Origin of the sequence: Sodalis sp. CWE, assembly GCF_019646055.1 — a bacterium.
Taxonomy (GTDB): domain Bacteria; phylum Pseudomonadota; class Gammaproteobacteria; order Enterobacterales; family Enterobacteriaceae; genus CWE.
In genome coordinates this window covers 382146-401680 of the sequence record NZ_JAESFE010000001.1, presented here as the reverse complement: position 1 = coordinate 401680, position 19535 = coordinate 382146, and the positions used below count along the sequence as shown (strand labels likewise).

The following is a 19535-nucleotide window of genomic DNA, read 5'->3' as shown; positions in this document are numbered from 1 at the left end:
AAATAGAATGAGCAATCATATCATTAAAATAATAGAAAAAGAGCAAATGAAATTAAATGTTCCACTTATTTGTTCAGGGGATTCTGTTAAAGTTAATATGTGGGTTTTAGAAGGGAGCAAAAAACGATTACAAACATTCGAAGGAATAGTTATTGCTGTTCGTCATCGTGGACTACATTCTTCCTTTACTGTTCGGAAAATATCTAATGGAGAAGGTGTAGAACGAATTTTTCAAATACATTCTCCAATTATTGACAGTATCGTTATACAACGTCGTGGTGCAGTACGCCAAGCCAAACTATATTATTTGCGCAATCGTATAGGCAAAGCCTCTCGTATTAAAGAAAAAATTTTAAATGCAAAATTATAAAATCAATAATAAAAATCTCCAACTAAAGACAAAAGCAATTGACTTGCCTATTGACAAGTCTTTAGTTTTTATTCGTTTTTTTTGCAGAAGGTTCCGTTAATCTCAAAATATTTTTTAGTTTTTAATTACCTATGAAAGAGGTTATTTAATTGGATTAAATTGTATTTAATATTAAGCATATAAACGTGTTAGACGTCGTTTGATAGAAAATTAATCAGAATTTTTTTTCAATCAAATTAGAAGTGTTTTAAAAACAACTGTTAAATTTCAACATCTATAAAGCAGATTATTTAGTTGATCCCCGTAACTCAAAATTTATTTGAATCATTTGACTTCATTTAAAGTTATAATTTTTGAGATTATATCTGCTTGTTTACTCAAGTGCATTTTTCGATATGCACGTTCCATATGTGTTAAAGCTATTCTTGTGGCTTGCGTATCTGGGAAATCTTTTAGCATTTCTTTCGTTCGTATAACAACTGTAGTGTACTCATTTCGTCTACTGTAGTACTTTATCACAGATAGAAAATGCTTAGCTAACTGATTCTTTAAATAAATTAGACGTTTGCTAGCATCCATAGAGTATTGACTATTAGGAAAAGTTTGAATTAATTTTTTAAAGTCACTAAATGCTTCCTGCAATAGTGCCGGATTTCGATCAAATCGATCTATTCCAAAGAAATCTTGTAATGCATTTTCACTTAGTGCCATATTAATCAATCCACGCATATAAAGAACATAATCAATACTCGGATCAGCAGGATACAGTTGTAAAAAATAATCAGTTAAAGATTTTGCTAACGATAAGTTAGAAGATTTATAATAGGCATAAATTAAGTCAAGTTGAATATACTGTGCATAAGGGCCAACTAAACAATGATGGTTTAATGTCTTAAGATCTTTGATTGCATCTAAATAATTACCAACCTCTAGTTTCTTTTGTACAGCTAAATATATTTCAGAGACAATATTGTTGGAAACAGTATCTCTTTTACTAGTACAACTTGACATAGATAAACAAAGTACGATAAATACTGCCTTGTATACTTTTACTATCATATGTTGATTATTTTTTACTTTTTTCTGTTTATGTTATGAACACTTTAGTTTTTAGTGTGAATTACGTCTATAAATGTAGTTGAATGAATTTCATTAAAATGAATAGTTATGAAAAAGGCCCGATCTATTTCTGGAATGATAAAAAAATCACAAGCAGCACACCGTTTAGATAAAGCTTTAACAGAATTATTTCCCTACTACACGCGATCAAAAATAAAGAGTTTCATTGTTAATGGTCTAGTAAAAATAAATGGAAAAATAGCAGTTATACCTAAAAAAAAAGTTTTTGGCAATGAACATGTTCAAATTCAGCTAGGTGTTGAAACAACAAGCTATCTGAAGCCACAAGCTATACCGCTAAATATTATCTATGAAGACGAGGACATTCTTGTTATTAACAAACCCCATAATTTTGTTGTACATCCAGGCGCTGGCAATATTGATGGAACTGTGTTAAACGGATTATTATATCACTTTCCGCCAATTGCTAATATCCCTCGAGGTGGCATTGTTCATCGTTTAGATAAAGACACGAGTGGGTTAATGGTAGTAGCTAAAAATTTATTAGCTCAAGCTAATCTAATAAAACAGTTACAAACACGTAAGATTATTCGCGAGTATGAAGCAATTGTTATTGGAAATATGAAAAAAAATGGAATAATAGAACAACCGATTGCACGACATTTTACTAAACGTATTTGCATGGCAATAAATCCGAAAGGAAAACCGGCGACCACTCATTATAGTGTAATAGAAAATTTTCGTTTTCATACATACATTCGCTTACGATTGGAAACTGGAAGAACACATCAGATTCGTGTTCATATGTTACACCTTAACCATCCACTAGTAGGAGATCCAATTTATGGTTGGAAAAATCGCTCATTGAGTTTAGTTTCTAACGCTCTTAGTGCATTATTACATAATTTTAACCGTCAGGCACTTCAAGCAACTTTTCTTCGGTTATATCATCCTGTCACTTCAGTAGAAATGACATGGAATGCTCCTCTTCAAGAGGATATGTTAGCATTAATAACAGCATTAAGAAATGACTATAAAAATAATTAAGTTTTAGAATGACCACTTCAAAAATTTATAAAACAAATATTTATTCCATAAGTTTACATTAAAATACTGATTTAGTTTAAAGAAAACATGTTTTTCCAAAACTAAACTCCATAATTTTGATTAAAAATCACAACAATTAATCATAAAAGTAATAAACTCTGTATATATTACCTTGTGTATAACAAAACCACAACGCTATCATAGTCCTATACATTTAGAAATTAGATCTAGATATTGCGTCAATGACTAATAAACAAGCTATCATAAAATAATCAAAAATAGTCAAAAATTACCAAAACCCTTTAGCTAGAAACAACTTGTTTAAATAACCACGATCATACAAAAATAGCGAATAGTTAACAATTTAATTAAAAAACTGATTACAAAAAATAGTTAAAATATCTTTTCGATCAGACAACGCAGTGTTAAACAGTAACGTCTTTTTAAATTCAATAAAGAATTATATCTTTAATACTTTTAAAGTAGACAAAATTTTTAACTTATTTAAAATGGTGACTCTTAAGTAGACATGAGGAACGATATATGCGTTTTGATCAATTTACTAATAAATTTCAACTTGCTCTTGCTGATGCTCAATCTTTAGCTCTTGGACGAGATAATCAATTTATTGAACCGTTACACGTCATGATAGCTTTGCTTAAGCAAGCAGATGGTACTATCCGTCCTCTTTTACAGTCTATCGGTATTGATCTTGCAACGCTTACTAATAAAGTAGAAGAAGCGTGCAAACGTCTTCCACAAGTAGAAGGTATCGCTGGAAATGTGCAACCTTCAAAGGACTTAATCTGCGTTTTAAATTTATGTGATAAATTAGCACAAGAACGTGGTGATAATTTTATTTCTTCCGAACTTTTTATTTTGGCCTTATTACAATTACGTAATACTTTATCTGATTTACTTAAGTCTGTAGGCGCTACAAAAAAATCTGTTACTCAAGCAATCGAACACATACGTAATGGAGAGGAAGTGAAAGATCAAAACTCAGAGAACCAACGATTAGCTTTAAAAAGATTTACTATTGATTTAACTGAACGTGCTGAACAAGGAAAGCTTGATCCTGTTATAGGTCGTGATGAAGAAATTCGACGAACCATTCAAGTACTTCAAAGACGTACTAAAAATAATCCAGTTCTTATTGGAGAACCAGGGGTAGGTAAAACTGCTATTGTTGAGGGACTAGCACAACGTATCGTTAATAGTGAAATTCCAGAAGGCCTTAAGAATAGCTGTGTACTATCATTAGATATGGGTGCTCTTGTAGCTGGAGCAAAATATCGTGGAGAATTTGAAGAACGTTTAAAAGGTGTTTTAAAAGATTTATCTAAACAAAAAAAAAGTGTTATCTTATTCATTGATGAATTACATATCATGGTTGGAACTGGAAAAGCTGATGGGGCAATAGACGCTGGTAATATGCTAAAACCTGCGTTGGCACGAGGCGAACTTCATTGTGTTGGAGCAACTACATTAGATGAATATCGTAAATTTATTGAAAAAGATGGTGCATTAGAACGACGTTTCCAAAAAGTATTTATTCAAGAACCAAGCACAGAAGATACTATTGCTATTTTACGTGGATTAAAAGAGCGGTACGAAGTGCATCATCATGTACAGATTACTGATCCAGCCATTGTCGCTGCTGCAAAGCTTTCTCATCGATACATTTCCGATCGGAAATTGCCTGACAAAGCTATCGATCTTGTTGATGAAGCTGCATCTAGTATTCGAATGCAAATTGATTCTAAGCCGGAAGAACTTGAACGACTAGAACGTCGCATTATTCAACTAAAACTGGAAAAGCAAGCACTAAAAAAAGAGCCAGATGAAGCTAGCGCCAAACGATTAGCAGTTCTAAACGATGAACTTATAAAAAAAGAGCATGATTATTTTAATCTTGAGGAAAGATGGAAAGCAGAAAAGGCTTCTTTGTCTGGCACGCAAACTTTGAAAGCAGAATTGGAAAAAACAAAGATTTTAATTGAACAAGCGCGTAGAGTTGGTGACTTAGCTCGCATGTCTGAGTTACAATACGGTAAAATTCCTGAAATAGAAAGGCAACTTGCAATAACTGCGCAAACCGAAGGAAATCATATGCATTTACTTCGAAATCGTGTAACTGATATCGAAATTGCTGAAGTCCTGGCTCGTTGGACTGGAATTCCAATTTCGCGCATGTTGGAAGATGAACGTTCAAAATTCCTTCGTATGGAAGAAAGTTTACATCAAAAAATTATTGGACAAAACGAAGCAGTTGAAGCAGTAGCAAACGCTATCCGTCGTAGTCGTGCTGGCTTATCGGATCCTAATCGTCCTATAGGTTCTTTCATGTTTTTAGGACCAACCGGAGTAGGAAAGACAGAATTATGTAAATCATTAGCTTTGTTCTTATTTGATACCAGTGATGCCATGGTTCGCATTGATATGTCTGAGTTTATGGAAAGACATTCAGTGTCTCGTTTGGTTGGAGCACCTCCAGGTTACATTGGCTATGAAGAAGGAGGATACTTAACAGAAGTAATCCGCCAGCGGCCTTATTCAGTTATTTTATTAGATGAAATCGAAAAAGCACATCATGACGTTTTTAATATTTTATTACAACTACTGGATGATGGCAGATTAACTGATAGTCAAGGACATACAGTCGATTTTCGTAATACTGTAATTATTATGACATCTAATTTGGGTTCAGATATTATTCAAGAACGTTTTGGACAAATAAATTACCATGAGATGAAAGATATTGTGCTTAGCGTAGTTAATCATCATTTTCGACCAGAATTCATTAATCGTATAGATGAAGTTGTTGTATTCCATCCACTGCAGCGAGAACATATCGCAAAAATTGCACAAATTCAACTGAATCATCTATATCAGCGATTAGAAGAACAAGGTTACGCTGGAACGACTATTAGTAACGAAGCGCTAGAACTATTGGGAAAACTCGGATTTGATCCAGTTTATGGAGCTCGTCCTCTAAAACGAGCAATTCAACAGGAAATTGAAAACTTATTATCGCAAAAAATTCTTTCCGGACAGTTATTACCTGGAAAATCGATTCAATTAGATGTACACAATGATCATATCATTGCTGTCCAACAGTAATATTTAAATTATTTAATTAGTTAATAGATAATTTTTATTAAAAAATATTTTTAATAGAAAAAATTTTTCTTGCTTGATAAAAAAGTGGACGCACCTCCGGTGTTCGGGTTATCATGCCAATGGTATTGCCCGGTAGCCGCGTGCGAAAAAGATAACCGCTGAAAGCATCTAAGCGGGAAACTTGCCTCAAGATGAGTCTTCCCTGAGGCCATAAGCCTCCTGAAGGGACGTTAAAGACGATAACGTTGATAGGTCGGATGTGTAAGCGTTGCGAAACGTTCAGCTAACCGATACTAATGACCCGTGAGACTTAACCTTGCAACACCTAAGCTGTTTAATAGATCTGAACAAAAACTTATCTAAAAACATGATGGAGATATTTTGCTTATCTATCTTGCTTGATAAATAAAGAACTTGCCTGGTGGCTAAAGCGCGGTGGTCCCACCTGATACCATTCCGAACTCAGAAGTGAAAAGTCGTAGCGCCGATGGTAGTTTGGGGCTTCCCCATGCGAGAGTAGGAAACCGCCAGGCTTTCTATCTATTACCTCTCTTTTAAAAAGAAAAGAGGGAAAAATATGTTTTTTAAGTTCTGAAGGAGGTTTTTTAAAATTCTACATAGGGGCGTAGTTCAATTTGGTAGAGCACCGGTCTCCAAAACCTAGAATCGTAAAACCTTATTTTTTCTAAGTTCCGAGTGATTATTTTCAAGTTATGAAAAAAAAAATGTTGGGTTTTTTAACAAGTTTAATTTTATCATTTTCTATTTTGGCTACACCCTTTTCTGAAGGTCATCAGTATCTTCAGCTAAGAAGACCTTCCAGTTCTGAGTTACAAGTATTAGAATTTTTTTCCTTTTATTGTTTACATTGTTATCAATTTGAGCGTTTATATAATATTTCTAGCTTGATAAAAAAGGAATTACCAACTGGAGTTAAACTAAAAAAATATCATGTAGATTTTCTTGGGCCAATGGGGAAACAATTAACCCAAGCTTGGGCCGTGGCGATGCTATTGAACATCGAAGATAAAGTTAGTCCTCTTCTTTTTGAAGAGTTGCAGCAAAAAAAAACTATAAAAACATTAAACGATATTCGTACAATATTTTCTAAAATAGGTATTAGTGAGGAAGAGTATAATTTGGCATGGAATAGTTTTTCTGTAAAAACTCTTGTATTAGAACAAGAAAAGATGGCTTCTGATTTGCGTGTTAGTGGTGTACCGGCTGTTTTTATTAATGAAAAGTATATGATTAAAAATGATGGATTAGATATGTCGTCAATAGACGCTTATATTAAGGAGCTCGTCAATGTTATAAATTTTTTATTAACTTTGAAATAATGCTTTACTTAGAATAAAATACATAAAAGTTATTTGAGAATAATATTTCATATACTTTAACGATCAATTAGGTTAGCCAAAACATTATATGGATAAAGATGTAAATAATCCAGTTATTCTTGTTGATGGTTCCTTTTACCTGTACCGCTCTTATTACGCCCTACCATATTTAATTAACACGAAAGGAGAACCCACCGGAGCAATGTATGGTGTATTAAATGTGCTTAAGAAGCTGTTAACAATATATAGAAAAAGTTTGGTTATAGTTGTATTTGATGCTAAAGGTAAAACCTTTCGTAATAAATTGTTTAATGAATATAAGTCTCATCGGTCTCTTATGCCTAGTGACCTTATTAATCAAATAGAACCATTAAATAATGTAATAAAAGCAATAGGTTTGCCAACGTTAACTATCAACAATGTTGAAGCTGATGATGTTATTGGAACATTAGCATTAACTTATGCACGTGATGGAAGAAAGGTATTAATTAGTACTGGTGATAAAGATTTAACACAATTAGTATCACCTAAGATTGCTTTAATTGATATTAAGTCAAATACTATTTTTGGTCCAAAAGAGATACAATCAAAGTTTGGTTTACCACCAGAATTATTTGTTGACTATTTGGCGTTGACAGGAGACAGTTCCGATAATATTCCAGGTGTTCCTGGAATAGGGAAAAAAACTGCAAAAACATTATTAATAAAAATAGGCAAACTTGAGCGTTTATATCAACAGCTTAATGTAATCAGTAAACTAAAGTTTCACGGCGCCAAATTTATAGCTGATAAACTTAAGAAACACCGCGAAGTAGCTTTTCTTTCTTATCAATTAGCCACTATCAAAACTAACATATCTCTCGATTTGTTTTATAAACAATTAACAATGAAGCTACCAGATATAAGAGTATTAACACTATTGTTTCAGCACTACGAGTTTAAAAATTATTTAGATGATTTAGAAAAAAGGAAAGAATGGTTAAACAGTCGAAAACATTTTCAATTATTGTCAATTCGTCGCGCTGTAATAAACCACATTTAACTCTATCTAAAGGATTAACAAATTAGTAACTCAAAAAACATATTTTCAAGATTTTTAGTGCTATGTTTGTTCTAGAAAAATTAATTAAAAATTATTGGTCACAAAAACTTTTTCTTTTGAAATTTAAGTTGATAATGTAGATATGCTTATTTTTAATTTGTTTGAACTTTTTCCTGTTATCAACGTTCTCTTAAATTTACTTACTTTCCTATTTAACAGTAGGAGAATTAAATGAGATTAACAAGACTATGTTGGATTATATGGCATCATGTTTAGATTGAAATCAACTTTGGAAAGTCCCAGTATCAAAAAAATTAGTCAAATGATTTTATTAAATTTTGGATTCTAAATAAATCTAATATTTAATTGGCTGATGCTGGCTTAATACGATATTAAAATATGCTAAATTATATTGCGGAATAGTGTGATATTGCCGGTTTGCTACATATTTTTTTTGCAAAAAAATTCTTTTTAAACTTATAGAAAACAAATGTCACAATCAAACAACACTTAACTTTTTGGTTGCAAAAAAGTGAAACATTACATTTTCTTCTTTGAAGTTACTACTTTCAAATCAAAAAGCATGATCGTCGCTTAAAAAAATCTAAAAAAAGTATTCAAGAAAATTGAAACACCTTCAGTTCTTATTCTGTCCCATTGAACAGTAAGTATTTCAGTTGGTAATTCAGCTTTGACTAGATTTTTAATTGAACTATCACGAATTTTAGTAAAATTTGAACAAAAAACTTGTTCACTTAATAAAACAAAGTTCGACGTCACTTGTTACTAAATAGTTACAGACAATTTTCTTTGATAAATAAAAACTGCCAATCCTTAAAAAAACATCTAATGATTTTCCTTGCTAATGAAAAAATTCTCAGTAAATTAGTATTTTATCCTCTCCTTATCAAACTAATTTAAAAGCATCTTAATTTGTTAGATAAGACAAAGCTTACTTATAGTATAAACTAACCCAAGACAAGTGATATACTTCATTGAGCATATCTTCCTCAAAGCGCTATTATCTGCTGGAAAATTATCCTTAATTGATCTAGATGTAGAATATTCCTGCAAGGGAATGAAGAAAACGTATTCAACAGATCGCTTCGTCACCGTTTTCATTGTAAAAACCGACTCGTAAATTGAGTTATATGTTATTATATATTTTACTTAAAACTTAGGATGCTTAATGTTTTTTCCTATAGAAAGAAATTCATGGTTTCATCGTTTATAAAACGATTGGAATTCCATTGAAAAAAGTAACTAAAAATTAAAAATTTAAAGTTAATATTCTTACTTTGGTTTAATTTATTTAATTAGTATTTTTAGTTTAAAAAATCAATTGTCTGTGTTAGAACTGAAGGCAAAAAACATATGTGTCTTTATTTTGAATAATACTCTAAGGTTTTAAAGTATATAAAAAATATATCTGTAAAAAGTTAACAACTATTTCTAAATTAGAACTCTATACAGACGTCATTTTTATCTATTAAATATATTGGTAACTTGGTTGCAGAGAAAGTCTTCTTTGATCCGAATTATTATGGAAACTCACAATGAATCCGCCTTTGAAGATGATCGCAATATAGCTAAAAATATGACAAGATAGTTTCATTTTTAATGAATAACTTTATAAATTAAACATTCCGCTCTAAATAGATATTGCATTATGAAAATAATTTAGATCAAGTATCAAATACGCTAATGCCCTTAAATAGCTAAAATCATTACATTTAAGAAAAAAAGCGAACATAGAAGTTTGCTAAAATCAGAAAACTTAAAACAATATTTAAAATAAGTAATTTATTTCTATTTTCGCAAAGAACGAAATAAAGTTTTATCGTTTTTGTTATTCTCTATGTTAAAACAAAAAATTGTATAATCAAACTCAAAGAAATAGAATTAACGTGAATGTATTTAAGTTTATAGTACGCAATAAACAATTTTTAATATCATTCCTCACTAATGAGGAACAATTACTACGTTTCTGGTTTTTTAAGATTAAAGGGTATCTGTAAGTCTTCTCTAAACTGATTTAGTCGTTTTTTTAAATTTCTAAATATCTTTAATATACTTCATGATCGAGCAAATTAATTATATAATACTAGGCTTGATATCAAATCAATTGCATTTGTATATTTTACTTTACTAATTCTAGCTAAGTTTTTCTCATTGGCTAATGTATTTATTAAAATAAATCTACCTATTATAGTTAAGATATCCTATAAAGTTATTTTAATATATTATCTAGTTATTAATTAACAGCATGTTTTTCTGAATAATGAAAATAGATTAATTGTTAACCGAAGAATTTAACTAACTAAATATTTTATTTTTTTAAATTAAAGTTATAATTTTCCTATCGCAAAATATTGAATAATAAAAAAGTAAGTAACCACTTCCTAAGTGAAGTTATGATGTCCACACGTTTACCTAAAAATAAATGCTTTCATGCTGGAAGCATTTAATTCATGATAGGAAATATATTTTCAAAAGTAAAGTAAACATAAATTTTACTGTTTATTTTATTGTCACTAATTGAATATACTATTTATTTTGACGTATTTCCTTTTTTGGAAAACATAAAAAATTAAGAAAAACAGCAGCAATTCCACCAGAGGCAATACTGGATGATAGTAAGGTTCTTAACCATTGAGGAGCATGTTGCAAAATAAAAGGTTGTTGAGATACACCGAGACCTATTGATAAAGATAGTGCAATAATTATTATGGCTCGACGATCAAGGCGCTCGCGGGATATAATCCGAACTCCTGACGCAGCAATAATTCCAAACATCACCATCGTTATGGCTCCTAGTACCGGATTAGGGATATATTGGACCGTAGCACTGACTGCCGGAAATAATCCAAGTATAATGAGCATTATTGATACAATAAATCCAATATATCGACTAGCAATACCAGTAAGTTGAATCACGCCATTGTTTTGACTAAAACAGGAATTTGGAAAAGCGTTAAGTATTGCCGAAAGCATGGAATTTAACCCGTTGGCCAATACGCCACCCTTTAATCGACGTATATACAATGGACCTTGTATTGGTTGTTCTGACACATCCGAAGTGGCAGAAATATCACCGATGGTTTCAACGGAAGTAATAAAAAAAACTAACATCAATGGAATAAGTAGATTCCAGTCAAAATCCAAACCGTAATATAGAGGCTTCGGTACGATTATTAATGATCGCGTTGATGCAGATTTTTCTGGTAATTCAACTCCGATTATCCATGATAAGATATAGCCTATTAATATGGCAACTAATAATGAGGCGGCTCTTAAATAGGAATTACGTTGTAGGTTTAAAAAAACAACAGTTAATAAAACCATAATGGCAAGAACTAAACTTTTTGGGGAATCAAAAATATGATTGCTTAAAGCGACAGAATTACCATTGATAGAAATCGAACTTATCTGAATCAGAGAAATCCCAATAATCATAACTACTATCCCTGATACAAGGGGGGTAATAATATGTTGAACTAAATGTAATATTCTTGATAAGAAAATTTCAACAAAAGAAGCTACCATCAAGGTACCAAATAATGTTGCCATCATTGTTTGTGTTTCAACTCCACTATTTTTTAATGTTAATCCCCCTATAACCAATGGCGTAACAAAATTAAAACTAGTCCCTTGAATAGAAAGTAAGCCTGATCCCACTGGTCCCCAGGTTCTTATTTGTAATATAGATGCTAATCCAGAAGATATTAATGACATGCTAATAATATGGCAAGTATCTTCCTCTGGAAGACTTAACGCTTGACAAATCAAAAGTGAAGGAGTAACAACCGCTACAAACATTGCAAGTAAGTGTTGACAGGCAGCAAATAACGTTTGTATTAATGGAGGTTGATCATCTGGACCGTAAATTAGTTCATTTGAAGTACTTTTTTTAAAAGACGACAAAGACGCTCCAACGGAAAGTTTCATTGAAAAAAATTTCCTTTCTATGCTAGTGTATTTTACGGATATTTCTTCGTCACGTACGAAGTCATTAGTTGATAATGCTATTTTTTAAACAGGAATTAAATACTAACCAGCGATCTGTTACAAAATTCTACAACAGCGAAGCTAGCTTTACATTAATATTTTAGTTAAATATAGTTTAAAAATGAATTATTAAAAGTTGATCAGACGCCGGGTCATTAACCAAGCATGCTTAGTAATTACTAATTGTCTCTTTGAGTATATAAGGTAACCTTGTACATAGCAAGTATTTAGTTTTTATAATTAGCAAAAATAAACTATAAATTTTTATGAAAAAACGAATAACTGACTAAGTAAAAGTATAGTAGCGCATTCTATCTGGCATCCAACGTTTCATTAATTCATTAGCTGCATCAGGATAATGCTTATGAATGTGTTGTGCTAATCTATAGGCAATTGGAATCATTTCCTGATCACGAATCAAGTTAGCCACTCGAAATAACGAGTTACCAGTTTGGCGAAAACCAAAAAGGTCTCCTGGACCTCGGATTTTCATGTCAAATTCAGAAATAATAAATCCATCATTATTTTCTCGAAGAATTTTCAAACGAGAATGAACTTTTTTGTTAATTGGGGATTTATAAAGAAGAACGCAGTAAGCAGCTTTTGAACTTCTTCCAACTCTTCCACGAAGTTGATGTAATTGCGTTAGTCCGAGCCGTTCGGAATTTTCAATAATTATTAGACTAGCATTAGGTATATTAATACCGACTTCAATAACTGTAGTCGTTACTAATAGTTTTATATTACCTACTTTAAATTCTTCCATAAGTTGATTTTTTTCAAAAGTTTTCATACGTCCATGTAAAAGTTCAACGCGAACCTCAGGTAAAGCGTTTTTTAACTCTTGCCAAGTTGATTTTACTGTCCTTATATTCTCTATATTTGATTTTTCTATTACAGGACAAACCCAATAAGCTTGCCGATTCTCTTGCAGACATGCTTGACAAACTCGTTGAATAACTTTATTCCGATTTTTATCTGTAACGACAACTGTAGTTACTGGCATCCGCCCTGGCGGAAGCTCGTCGATAATTGAATTATCTAAATAAGAATAAGCTGTCATGGATAAAGTCCTAGGAATTGGAGTAGCAGTCATAATTAATTGATGTGGACGTAATCCTTTTTTAAATCCCTTTTTTAAAAGAGAAAGCCGCTGGTGAACACCAAATCGATGATGTTCGTCAATGATTATTAATGCTAAATTAGCAAAATATACCTGTTTCTGAAAGACAGCATGAGTGCCTATTACCATCATTATTCTTCCATCACAAATAGCCTCTAGTTGTTTTTGACGATTTTTTTCTGTTTGTCTTCCAACAAGCCAACCTATTTTAATACCAAGTGGTAAAAACCAATTTCGAAATTTCTGTATATGTTGTTCGGCTAGCAACTCAGTTGGAGCAATTAATACAACCTGCCTACCGCTGCTAATAGCGCGTAATGCTGCTAATGCCGCGATTAATGTTTTTCCAGACCCAACATCTCCTTGTAACAATCGCATCATTGGAGTATTACGTTTCAAATCTTGATTAATTTCCTTTGCTACACGTTTCTGAGCAAAGGTAAGATCAAAAGGTAAGGATGTAACAAAACGCTGAGACAAAAAATCATTGCCATTTAATGGCATAGCTCGATCATTTTGAAGTTTATCTCTAGCTGACAACAAACTAAGATTATGTGCTAATAATTCTTCCATAACTAACCGATAACGTGCTTGACGACAATTTTCTAAAATTGCTTCTTCGTCTTCTAGAGAATTTTTTAATAATGGATGATGAAGTGTTCGTAGCGCCTCTTGAAAATCTACTAATTTATAACTGACCCCTCTTGGAAGAAGTTCTATAGAAGGAACAATTTCTAACATTTTTAGAGCTTGATCAATAATTTTTCGGAAAGTTTCTTGTCGAAGCCCCTTAATAGTTTGATATATCGGCGTTAGTGATTTAGGAAGATTCATTTTATGAGATTTATTAATTACACGATATTTAGGATGAATCATTTCATCACTGTATTTATAATGATAAACTTTGCCAAATGCAGTTATCCATTTGCCTTTAGAAAGATTACTTTCCATTGCCTTGCTAAAATAAAAAAAGCGCAGAGATAATTCTTCACCATTATTGTCACGTAAATAACACGTAAGCATCCTTTTAGGATTGTAGCTAATTTTGCTATTTAAAATTTTTCCTTGTACTGTTATTGCCATCCCGGATAGGGCTTTCCTAATAGGAAGAACTTTAGCGTGATTTTCATACCTAATTGGTAAATATAATAACAAGTCCTGTATATTTTTTATTCCAAGACGAAAAAATTTTTCAGCAAGAATTTGGTTAACCCCTGACAAAGCACTAAGCGAAATAGTGTTTAACAAAACGAGTCTTTCTCATGTTTCATATTTGTGTACGTGCATGATTAACTTATTTGCACTGTTTATAAAAAAAAGTAAAACATCATAGTCAAATAAGTAAATCGTGAGGTGTACTGCATTTCTTTTTCATTCAGCTTTAACAAAAAAATTAAAACTTTTTGGAAATTACTAATGAATTGTACTGTATAAATAGTATATTCTTGGTGTTAAAAACAATATCAGATTAGTTTTCCCTGCTAAAGATAAGTAAACTAATATTTTTACTTAAAAATTATTTTTTAGCATGTATTTATAAATAATGAAAATAGAAATTTTTTAGTTGTTATAAATATAAAATGCTACCTTCCTTTCTCTGATTTCGATTTAGCATAATTATCCATTTAATATAAAGGAAATTAATAACATTGATTAAGGCTTGTATAACTTTAAATTAATTCATTTAATTTTGATGAATCAACATTCCTTTTAGGAATTGATTAAACTATTTCCATTTTTGCAATAAATAAAAATTTTTAGTATATGAAATTGCCAAAAATTAATAAGTTTTTATCACTAATCGTTCTCTTTCTAAGAAAGGCTGAACTTAAAAAATAATAAATAACAATAAAGTCATCTATATATAAATATCGAGAAAGCATCTTCCTATATAGGAAGGATCGGTCAATCTGATTGAACGTAATCTGACAAGTAATATAATTCGTAATTGATGAATATCAAAAATAAATTTAATAAAACATCTTCGTTATATCAACAATTTATATAATTAAAAGATTTAAGTACCATTTTTTGACATTAAAATTCAGAATTTTGACTAGAAATTATACCCTGTTCGATTTCACGAAGAGCAATAACAGTACATTTATCATTTTCTTCCGAAATTAATAAATGTTTGTAATTGCTTTGGATTTGTCGAGCACGACGAGCAGCAATTAGTACTAAGTCAAAACGATTACCTACTTTCTCAACAGCATCCTGTACAGTTACACGTGCCATATTCTTCACCTCCTAATGGGAAGAAATTAGTTTCTTTAATTGCATAACTATATTAGTGGTTGTCTAATAATTTTTTAATCAACATACTATTGAGCGGTTTCTGACAATTAACGCGAAGCCGTTCAGCTCGAAAAATAGCCATAAGATCAAGTAATGCAATATTGAAATCATCGTTAATAATTAAATAATCGTACTCTAAAAAATGGTTCATTTCAATAACTGCTCGTTGCATACGATTGTTAATCATCTCTTTACTATCTTGTCCACGGCTATGTAATCTACGACTTAATTCTTTTTTAGAAGGAGGAAGAATAAAAATACTTCGTGAATTAGGAATTTTAGTACGAATCTGTTGTGCTCCCTGCCAATCAATATCAAGAAGCATATTAACACCTTTTGATAGAGCTTGTTGAATAGGTTCACGTGGGGTACCATAATAATTATCAAAAACTTGTGCATATTCCAGAAAAGCATCTTCTTCAATCATGCGTTTAAACTTTTCTATTGACACGAAAAAATAATGTTTGCCATGCCATTCACCTTGACGAACAGGACGAGTAGTATAGGAAATTGATATGCAGGTTTTATAGAATGGTTCTATTTTCAGTAATTCCCGAATTAAGCTTGATTTTCCTGCACCGCTTGGTGCAGAAATGATATAAAGTGTACCTTTAATCATGATCGTAAAAAAGATTTTCAGTTAAAGGAATAAATAATGGTAGAAAATATCATTATACGTAGCTTTATAATTACAACAGTTATAAATGCGTTCGCGTATCTATTTTAGATTAATGAAAAATAAAAATAGTATGTAAAGTAGAAAAATTTTAGAGAAATTATTTAAAGGAAAGAAATTATTTTAAGATCATTAATCTTGATTAATTATTTAAAATCCAATACAGAACAGTATTGTTAACAGAATAATACAAGCTGCTTAGACATCCTTTTTTAAAGGTTATATAAATATAGAGTTATATTTTTTTTGGTTATATTTATAAAAATAAAAGCATGATTTCGTCAAAAAAAATTCTTTCTAAGAAAGATGAAAAAATTTATTTCATATTCACGATTATTAATAGATAAGTACATTTACATAATAAAGCTTTTAACTAGATTTTTTAAGTTCTTTTAAATAACCACATCTTATGCACAATTGCTACAATATGAAACCAATTAAAAATAAAGCTAAAACCTATATTTATACAAAGAACTAATGACCTTTTCCTTTTAAAGGAAAGGATAAAATTTTATTTAATTTAATATCAATGTTACAAATTTAACTCTTTATCATAAGATAATTCCTTCTACTATAAAAAGAATGTTGTAGAATGAAAAATTGTAATATTTTTTCCGGTTGATCAGCGAAAAGAAATTTTGAAAAATTTTTTACTAAAAAAAGATTTAGAATGATTAATAGCTCTAAAAAATTTAGAGCAATGTTATTATTATTAATAATACCACCTTGAAGCAAACACTTACGTTGATTAAAGTAATATAACTATTAGTTGTATAATTAGTACGTGCTGGTTCTAAAAAAATTTTTCATTTCAAAACTTGTTTGAGACAACAAATTATCAAGATTATAGTTTTCTTTTCGTAAAAGAGAAAGAACTTGACTTCAAATTATTTTCATAAAAAATTTATCTTTCATGATAAAGAAATAGTATTAAATTAATTTGATTAAGTAATTCACTTTAAGGCTCTTTAAAGTAATAAAAAACTTTCTATAAAATATATTTCATAATGTAAAGACAATTAGTTTTACCCTTATAAATTAAAAATATTTTTGTTGTATTACATTTTTTATGTAAAATCAAACAAATCACGCGGTCTTTGTTTTTTTGTACATGAAGAATTATCTTTTTCAAGCCTATAAATTCTCGTATTTTTTCTTGTTAGCAGTAAGAATTCTTTCGACAAAAAAATTGGATAAAAGCCAATCAGTATTATATTAAATAATTATTTGCTGTTGGTAAAAGTAGTATCATTTTTTAATCGTATTTCTAAATATACTTATTTCTACTATGAAAAGCTAAATATTGCATTTGAATGCAGCTAATTTTTGCCTTCTCCTAGTATGTTCGATTTCTATGAAAAAAACATTTAAACTAGTTTCATCATTTCAACCATCTGGCGATCAACCGGAAGCTATCTCCAGTCTAGAAAAAGGACTAAAAAATGGTTTATCTTACCAAACTTTGCTTGGAGTAACTGGTTCAGGAAAAACGTTTACCATAGCAAATGTAATAGAAAAATCAAATCGCCCGACTATAATATTAGCGCCTAATAAAGTACTAGCAGCACAGTTATACGGAGAAATGAAGACGTTTTTTCCAGAAAATGCAGTTGAATATTTTGTTTCCTATTATGATTATTATCAACCAGAAGCCTATTTGCCAAGCTCTGATGTTTTTATTGAAAAAACCGCTTCAATTAATGAACATGTTGAACAAATGCGATTATCTGCTGTCAAGGCTTTACTAGAACGACGCGATGTTATTGTAGTCGCCTCAGTTTCTGCTATTTATGGTCTTGGAGATCCAGAGTCATATCTGAAAACTCTTCTTCACTTAGCACGCGGAATGATTATTTCCCAACGAGAAATTATTAGTCAACTCTTAGAGCTTCAGTACCATCGTAATGATCAAGATCTTAAACGTGGCACCTTTCGTGTACGCGGCGAAGTAATTGATATTTTTCTTGCTGAATCTAGTGAAGTTGCATTAAGAATCGAATTATTTGATGAAGAAATTAAAAGAATTTCTTTATTTAATCCATTTTTAAATTTTCTTGATCAAGAAATAGGTCGATATACTATTTATCCAAAAAACCACTATATTATATCGCACGATCAATTAAAAAGGGCACTAGTAGACATTAAAAAAGAATTATCCGAACAATGTCAAGTATTTTTATCTAAAGGACAACTTCTAGAGGAGCAACGTTTACGCCAACGTACTTCTTTTGACTTAGAAATGATGGATGAGCTAGGATATTGCTCAGGCATTGAGAATTACTCTCGCTATTTATCAGTCCGAAATCCTGGTGAACCTCCTCCGACATTATTGGATTATTTGCCAAAAGACGGATTGGTCGTCATAGATGAATCTCATATTACTATTCCACAAATTAGTGGAATGTATCGTAGTGATCAAGCGCGTAAGGAAACTTTGGTAAAATACGGATTTCGATTGCCTTCAGCGTTGGATAATCGACCACTACGATTTGAAGAGTTCATTGCATTATCGCCACAAACTATTTATGTTTCTGCAACACCGGGACCTTATGAACTAAAAATATGTAATAACAAAGTTGTTGATCAACTAGTACGGCCAACTGGTCTTTTAGATCCTAAAATTGAAGTACGACCAGTAAATACCCAGATAGATGATCTGCTTTCAGAAATTCATCGTCGAATACATATTAACGAACGAGTGTTAGTTACAACATTGACTAAACGAATGGCAGAAGATCTAACTGGATATCTTGAAAAACATGGTGCACGCGCACGATACTTACATTCTGATATAGATACCATAGAACGAGTTGAAATTATTAGAGATTTACGTCTCGGTGAGTTCCAAGTGTTAGTCGGTATTAATTTGCTTCGGGAAGGACTTGATATACCTGAAGTATCTTTAGTAGCGATACTTGATGCTGATAAAGAAGGTTTTTTGCGATCTGAACGTTCACTTATTCAAGCTATTGGCCGCGCAGCACGCAACATTAACGGTAAAGTTATTCTTTATGGAGAAAAAATTACTTCGTCAATGGCAAGTGCAATTGAAGAAACTGAGCGTCGAAGAGAGAAACAACATGCTTATAATCAAGCCAATAAAATTGTTCCAAAAGCAATTAATAAACATATTAAAGACATTATGGAACTGAGCCAATCAACTTATTTTAAAAATAAAAAATGTAAGAAGATAACAACAAAAATAACAGAAAAAGATCATTTAACTCAAAAAGAACTAGAAAAAAAGATTCAAAATCTAAAAATTCATATGCAAAAATATGCACAAAATCTAGATTTTGAAAAAGCTGCAGTTGTACGAGATGAAATTTTTGCACTTACAAATGCGGTTCAATCTGCTAGTAATAAGAAAAGCTCTTTATAAATTTTAGGTATATCTACTAAAAATGACAGATTGACCTTATGTTTGA

The 19535-nt window shown here is 31.0% G+C and carries 10 protein-coding genes, 1 rRNA gene, 1 pseudogene and 1 other annotated feature; of the genes and pseudogenes, 7 read left to right on the top strand and 5 right to left on the bottom strand.

Translation table 11 applies throughout. The features are described from left to right. Positions 1-7: 7 nt before the first annotated feature. Positions 8-370, top strand: coding sequence for a 50S ribosomal protein L19 (rplS, locus tag JK145_RS01570; protein ID WP_220665103.1), 363 nt, complete (start codon positions 8-10; stop codon positions 368-370). A gap of 324 nt (positions 371-694) precedes the next feature. Here rplS and bamD read toward each other — a convergent pair whose 3' ends face one another. Next, positions 695-1429: an outer membrane protein assembly factor BamD gene (gene bamD / locus JK145_RS01565; protein WP_220665102.1), complete on the bottom strand. Its 735-nt coding sequence runs from the start codon at positions 1427-1429 to the stop codon at positions 695-697. 108 nt (positions 1430-1537) lie between these two features. Here bamD and rluD point away from each other — a divergent pair, with 108 nt between their 5' ends. The 5 genes from rluD (at position 1538) to JK145_RS01540 (ending at position 8002) form a co-directional block, all read left to right on the top strand. After that, a complete protein-coding gene (gene rluD, locus JK145_RS01560) occupies positions 1538-2497 on the top strand; it encodes a 23S rRNA pseudouridine(1911/1915/1917) synthase RluD (protein ID WP_220665101.1) in 960 nt (319 codons plus the stop codon). Positions 2498-3040: 543 nt separating this feature from the next. Then, positions 3041-5620 carry an ATP-dependent chaperone ClpB gene (gene clpB, locus JK145_RS01555; RefSeq protein ID WP_220665100.1) on the top strand — a complete coding sequence of 860 codons (2580 nt, stop codon included), beginning with the start codon at positions 3041-3043 and terminating at the stop codon, positions 5618-5620. A 43-nt stretch (positions 5621-5663) separates the two neighbouring features. Beyond that, positions 5664-5925: a sequence feature (23S ribosomal RNA rRNA prediction is too short), on the top strand. A 112-nt stretch (positions 5926-6037) separates the two neighbouring features. Further along, a 5S ribosomal RNA gene (rrf, locus tag JK145_RS01550) occupies positions 6038-6153 on the top strand. A 180-nt stretch (positions 6154-6333) separates the two neighbouring features. After that, positions 6334-6960 (top strand): thiol:disulfide interchange protein DsbA, encoded by a 627-nt coding sequence (gene dsbA, locus JK145_RS01545; RefSeq protein WP_220665099.1) that lies wholly within the window; start codon positions 6334-6336, stop codon positions 6958-6960. Positions 6961-7048: 88 nt separating this feature from the next. Beyond that, the gene (locus JK145_RS01540; protein WP_220665098.1) at positions 7049-8002 is read left to right on the top strand and encodes a 5'-3' exonuclease H3TH domain-containing protein; all 954 of its coding nucleotides are present in this window, start codon (positions 7049-7051) and stop codon (positions 8000-8002) included. Between the two features lie 2547 nt (positions 8003-10549). Here JK145_RS01540 and JK145_RS01535 read toward each other — a convergent pair. The 4 genes and pseudogenes from JK145_RS01535 to gmk all read right to left on the bottom strand — a co-directional run bounded on the left by JK145_RS01535 (position 10550) and on the right by gmk (position 16050). Next, positions 10550-11950 (bottom strand): uracil-xanthine permease family protein, encoded by a 1401-nt coding sequence (locus JK145_RS01535; RefSeq protein ID WP_220665097.1) that lies wholly within the window; start codon positions 11948-11950, stop codon positions 10550-10552. A gap of 346 nt (positions 11951-12296) precedes the next feature. Further along, complete coding sequence (gene recG / locus JK145_RS01530; RefSeq protein ID WP_220665096.1) at positions 12297-14381, bottom strand: ATP-dependent DNA helicase RecG; 2085 nt, start codon at positions 14379-14381, stop codon at positions 12297-12299. A gap of 804 nt (positions 14382-15185) precedes the next feature. Further along, positions 15186-15371, bottom strand: a pseudogene (gene rpoZ / locus JK145_RS01525) (DNA-directed RNA polymerase subunit omega); the annotation flags it as partial. Positions 15372-15423: 52 nt separating this feature from the next. Beyond that, entirely contained in the window at positions 15424-16050 is a 627-nt protein-coding gene (gene gmk / locus JK145_RS01520; protein ID WP_220665094.1) for a guanylate kinase, read from the bottom strand. A gap of 1411 nt (positions 16051-17461) precedes the next feature. Here gmk and uvrB point away from each other — a divergent pair. Further along, positions 17462-19489, top strand: a complete 2028-nt coding sequence (uvrB, locus tag JK145_RS01515) for an excinuclease ABC subunit UvrB (protein WP_220665093.1) — start codon at positions 17462-17464, stop codon at positions 19487-19489. Positions 19490-19535 lie beyond the last annotated feature (46 nt).